Genomic DNA, 5,358 nt, shown 5'->3' with positions numbered 1-5,358 from the left:
ACGAATTGACCATTAAACACGAGGGCACAGCAAATATTGTCATGCCATAAGTGATCAGGATCTTCAAAAACTTTGCCATTTCCCATCTCTAAGGCAAGAGATCCAAATGGTTCAGCTACGCTATAGCCTGCAATTTGGCCTACCGCTAAAGCTGATGGCATTTCAGGAGGACTCATTTCAACGACTTGCACATCTTTTTCGGTAAGACCAGCACGCTCTAGCATAAGATTGACAAGAATTTTTTGTGTAGATTGTTTATGCGGGATGGCAAAGGATTTCCCTTTCAAGTCTTGTACAGAGTTAATATCGTTATTGACGATGATAATATTACCTTCTGTATGACCTAGTGCAGCAGCACGTACATCGATGCCTTGCTCACGAGCCTTTACAGCAAGCTCAACGAGGACGGACGCAGCATCTACCTTACCGGTATTGAGTGCATCCATCAACTCTGGCCAAGATCCATACTTAACAAGTTCTACATGAACAGGACCATCGGCTGTTTCTAGTTCTTTTGTGGCAAATAATGGCAATGCATGGGTAATTGGTAAATACGCTACCCGCACTGTCTTTAGTTCCTGTGCCGTTTTTGGTTTATTGTACTCATGATAGCCATAAGCGATACCGCCTATAACCAAGAGAACCGCCGCAATGATTAGATACCAAGTTTTCTTCATAACTTCCCCTCTTTCTTCCTCATAACAAGGGGCGTTTTTGACACATGTCATTTTTCGCACTTTTCTAAAACCTTGATGAAATATGGTTTTAGAACACCTCGTTTCCAAACTTATTTATACCCTACTATATCAATATGTATTAATTCTGTCAATAAAACACAGTAATATTGTAGGTATTGTTATTTGGGTGCGAAAAACATCAATATAAATCAGAATATCTACGAGCCAATCGACAACACATCAATCCATCAAGCAATCAAACAACCCCATCACATCGGCCTTATCACAAACTACGATCAATTAGATAAGTCATAAACTACAAGCATTTAGATACATCATAGATACAATCCTTCAAATACTAAAAATAGGTAGCATCCAAAGGATACTACCTATTTGCAGTCGTTATTTACTTGTTAGACTTATTTGAATATAGTCTTTTTATTCAATATATATACCTCTGATGTACCGGCTTCGCTAAATTCAGATACATTTGGGTAAATAGAGGATTGACGGAAGTGCTTAATTTCGCTTTTTGGAACGATTAACATCACAGGTTTACCAGATGCGATAATATTGTTAAACTCCTCTTCATCGACTTGTTCCATAAGATATTTCTTTGACCATTCAGCACTGCGTTTTTTCAATTTATCTCGATCATCCCAGCGACTCTCATCACCGTTGATTTTGATAATCTTATGACCTGTATAGTATACAGCCGCTGTACTATAGCCGTTATAGTAATATACATCACCGTCATAGGAATCTACTACCGGTACAACGTCTATATTGCTGCGTTGTTTTACAAATGGCTCAATACCTTCTATAACGACTACGGAAGAAATAACCATCGTACCAAGAACAATAACAGTAACTAGACGATAGCCCTTCCTCGTATACCACGCATGGAACATAAGGAGTACAGCGGTAGCAACAACTACATAGAGCAAGAAGTAAAATCCCCATGGCGCATAGAACGAGCCCACAACATACGCAGCCCACAAGAGCAGAGTAGGTCCCATGATAATCCATTTTAAAGCTCTCGATTTTCCTTTACGAATAAGCTTCATAACGCCCATGGCACCAATCGCACTAAATGGAACGAGGCTAACAAAGGTATATAAAGGATATTTAGTAGCCATTAACGTATAGAATAAAAGAACACCTACACCCCAGGTCATATTATAAATAAAACCAGTATGACGCTGTTTAAAGCCATCGATCATGCCATAAATAACGGCACCAGTCCACGGCATAGAAGCACCGAGGAAGATAGCTAAGTAATACCACCATACATTATCTTCTGGATGCTCGGATTGTGTGGCACGCGTTACATTGTGAAGACCTAAGAAGCCATTGATGAAATCTTGACCATGAACACTGTACATATACACATACCACGGCAAACAAACGGCTAAGAAAGCAAGAATACCGCGCCAATCGAAGATAGCTTTCACCATGGACCAAGAACGATTGATACCTGCAAAAACAAGTAAAATCATACCAGGCAATACAATAGCTACAGGTCCTTTCGTAAGTACCCCGAGAGCAGCAAATACATAGGCCACAATCATAGCATATGGTTTCTGCTCCACCATCCCCTTATAGGAGTAAATCATGACCATCAAGGTCGTATAGAGGAGTACCATATCGGTAATAACGCCATGCGCTACGGTCCAGAACATGAGAGATGTGCCTAAAACAGACGCCCCAATGAGGCCTAACACCCATTTACCACTAATGGTACGCATGGATTGATACATAGTTGCCACAGATAAAGCGCCAAAGATAGCACTTGGGAGACGAACCACCCAATCAGCGATACCAAAAAGTTTAAACCCAAGGGCGATGAGCCAGTAAATCATAATAGGTTTATCGTACCAATAAGTACCGTAAATTTGAGGTGACAACCAATCACCAGAAAGAACCATTTCCTTCGCAGTTAACGCGTAATTAGATTCAACAGGATCGGTAACAGGCAACATATTATTGCCAAACATGTAGAACACGAGCCACACAATAAATATGACTGGTGTTAAGCGAGAGAGTTTCATAAGGTCCCTCCTTATCGACGATTGCGATAGTATTTAAAGCCCAGTACTGCAGCTATAATAACAAATACAACAACAATAACAACCAAGAACTCATGATTATATGCGATAAGATCTTGCCAATTTTCACCAAGTACCTTGCCTAGGTAAACGAGCAAAATCGTCCAAGGAATCGTACCAAGAGTTGTCCAGATAATGAAGTGCCACATTGGATAGCGTGCCATGCCTGCTGGGAAAGAAATAAAAGTACGAATACCAGGTAAAAGGCGACCAAAGAATATAGCAGCACCGCCGTATTTATTGAACATATTTTCTGCTAATTCAAATTTATGTTCATTGAAAAATACATATTTACCGTATTTCAATAATAGAGGGCGACCACCATATTCGCCCATCCAGTAGGATAATACGGATCCAACAATCCCCGCCAAAGTACCTACGACTATCGTCGTATGCATATCAAATACACCTTGAGCAATCAAATACCCGGCAAAACCGAGTACAATTTCACTCGGAATAGGCACGTTAGCATTTTCTAGAACCATTGTGATAAACATGGCTGTATAGCCATAAGTTTCCATAAACGAAATGATATATTCCACAGCTTTACCCCTTAAAAAATCCCCATTCGGGTTACACGATGCACCAGTTTTTGGGCATATTATAATCATTTTCACCATACCTAATTGGTATACCTTATATTGTACCATAATAAAAGAGCCCTCACCACCGGCGAGAGCCCTTTTAACGATTTGCAGTATACGTTTATTGCAATTCAGTAGTTTGAGTTGTTACTTCACGAGCCGTAGTAAATGCAGCAAGTTCTGCATCACCAGAACCAAGGATTACCTTGTTAGCTACTAGCGCATTAGCCGCTGTTTTAGCATCTTGTAAAGTAATTCCAGCACGAGGAGCACTAATTGTGACTGATGTGCTTTTACCACCGACCGTAGAAAATGTAAGATATACAACGCGTTTTTCCGCCATGTGGGCGCCTCCTTTCACGTTTCATAAACAAGTTCTCGAATATAGATAGAATGATAATCTCTGTAATTCTGTGATTGCACCGAGATCAAATATATCTATTTACAATTCATATCAATAAGGATGGGAATGTGTGGACTTGCGATTGTTACATCCTTTTACGACTATGTAAGGATGTATGAAATCAGCAATCAGGATGTGTTCGGATCACTTAAAACAAACATGTGTAGATACTCTACAATTAATGTCCTAAAGATACTTCATTGACGCGGACCACGTCGGACAAGCTGTGGTCATACAAGGCTGCCAGCGCATTACCAACGGTTTTCACATTATCGTCGGACGCTTCTTCTGCAACACGTGTATAGGTTACGTCTTTGTACTTCGGCGCATCTTCGGTGCCGATGTTAAAACGCAACACCAATTTAGTGCGTTTAATGTTAGCCATCGTATCACCTCCTTTCACCCTCTTATATTCCTGAGGTCCTCCTTCGACAACCCTCTTACTATGAATTATGGTGATTTTGGTGAAAGCCGGTGAATTATAATTACAAATCTTCATTAACACGCAAAAAAACCTTTACTAGAACTAGTTATATATGAGATATAAAACTAGTTCCCGTAAAGGTCTATATATAAGTACTATTCAGTTAAATTTTATTCAGTTTTCAAGGATAACATGAAATCATTCGCTTTTACGGCTGCTTCCGTATCTACAAAGTGGAATGGGTTTAGCATACGGCAGAATTTAAATAGATATTCATGTTTACGCAAAATTGCTTTTACATGTAACACTGTATCGCGCGCCGTGTGAGCCGAGCTATAACCATTCATCATGGCATATAGGTAGGTTATCGGTAAGTTATCTTCACGCAAATAGCTGTGAGCAAAGGTAATTAAATCCCACCCTTGAGGGCTTAATTCTGGCCAACGTCGGCTATTTTCCCAGTCTAGTAAGGTAATCTTATCACTTTCAGGATCATAGGTAATATCACGCATGGCAGGACGCCCATGAGACAAGCCATAGTCATGTAGCTGACCTAATGTTTTGCCAAAGATATAAAAAATATGAGTGACCATATCTTGCAAACTAGTATCATCAGGATTTTGCGCCGGTAATTGACTATAATAAGTTAGATTCTTACCACACGCTTCTGTAACAAAATAATGTTCTCTAAAACCGGCAATGGTAGGAGCTACAGGCAATTGTGTATTCACGAAGGAAATTTTATAGAACTCATAATCAAAAGCAGCTCTAGGGGAGGGCTTAATCCAACTAGAGCGATGATTACTAATATCTTGTTTTACGTAGTACTGCTTATCGTTAAATTCGACAGAAAAAACACGATGGTCTTTCTCTTGATCAATCATCCGATCGATATATTCTAATAGCATATCATTCATTATATCCTCCCTGTGTATAGCACTCTATAACACTTCGGCCCCCTCATGCACATACAGCTAAGCAAGCAAATATAACAGCTCCCCCTCTGATTGTTATATCACTTAGCATATATAGTATTAAAATGGTTTATAAGTAACAACACATCAGTTGTTACTCATATAAGTGTATACAATTAATATAACTATTATACTACAGTTCTCAATTGATATCAAAATCAAATTTATTTATAAACTAAGTGTTTTAC

General features: G+C 39.3%; 6 protein-coding genes. All 6 read right to left on the bottom strand.

The genetic code is table 11. The features are described from left to right. Window positions 1-677: ABC transporter substrate-binding protein (locus RWZ05_RS08780; protein WP_314643804.1), on the bottom strand; the 677-nt coding region annotated here is incomplete at its 3' end. Window positions 678-1,096: 419 nt separating this feature from the next. Then, the gene (locus tag RWZ05_RS08775) at window positions 1,097-2,728 is read right to left on the bottom strand and encodes a glycosyltransferase family 39 protein (protein ID WP_314643802.1); all 1,632 of its coding nucleotides are present in this window, start codon (window positions 2,726-2,728) and stop codon (window positions 1,097-1,099) included. A gap of 11 nt (window positions 2,729-2,739) precedes the next feature. Further along, window positions 2,740-3,327, bottom strand: a complete 588-nt coding sequence (locus RWZ05_RS08770; RefSeq protein ID WP_314643800.1) for a DedA family protein — start codon at window positions 3,325-3,327, stop codon at window positions 2,740-2,742. A 163-nt stretch (window positions 3,328-3,490) separates the two neighbouring features. After that, complete coding sequence (locus tag RWZ05_RS08765; RefSeq protein WP_009352278.1) at window positions 3,491-3,712, bottom strand: DUF2922 domain-containing protein; 222 nt, start codon at window positions 3,710-3,712, stop codon at window positions 3,491-3,493. 238 nt (window positions 3,713-3,950) lie between these two features. Further along, complete coding sequence (locus tag RWZ05_RS08760; protein ID WP_009352393.1) at window positions 3,951-4,157, bottom strand: DUF1659 domain-containing protein; 207 nt, start codon at window positions 4,155-4,157, stop codon at window positions 3,951-3,953. A gap of 209 nt (window positions 4,158-4,366) precedes the next feature. Continuing rightward, window positions 4,367-5,113 carry a hypothetical protein gene (locus RWZ05_RS08755; RefSeq protein WP_314643793.1) on the bottom strand — a complete coding sequence of 249 codons (747 nt, stop codon included), beginning with the start codon at window positions 5,111-5,113 and terminating at the stop codon, window positions 4,367-4,369. Window positions 5,114-5,358 lie beyond the last annotated feature (245 nt).

This window comes from uncultured Veillonella sp. (assembly GCF_963543145.1).
Classification (GTDB): domain Bacteria; phylum Bacillota; class Negativicutes; order Veillonellales; family Veillonellaceae; genus Veillonella.
Note: the sequence above shows the minus strand (reverse complement) of the source record. Positions and strands in the feature narration are given on the sequence as shown.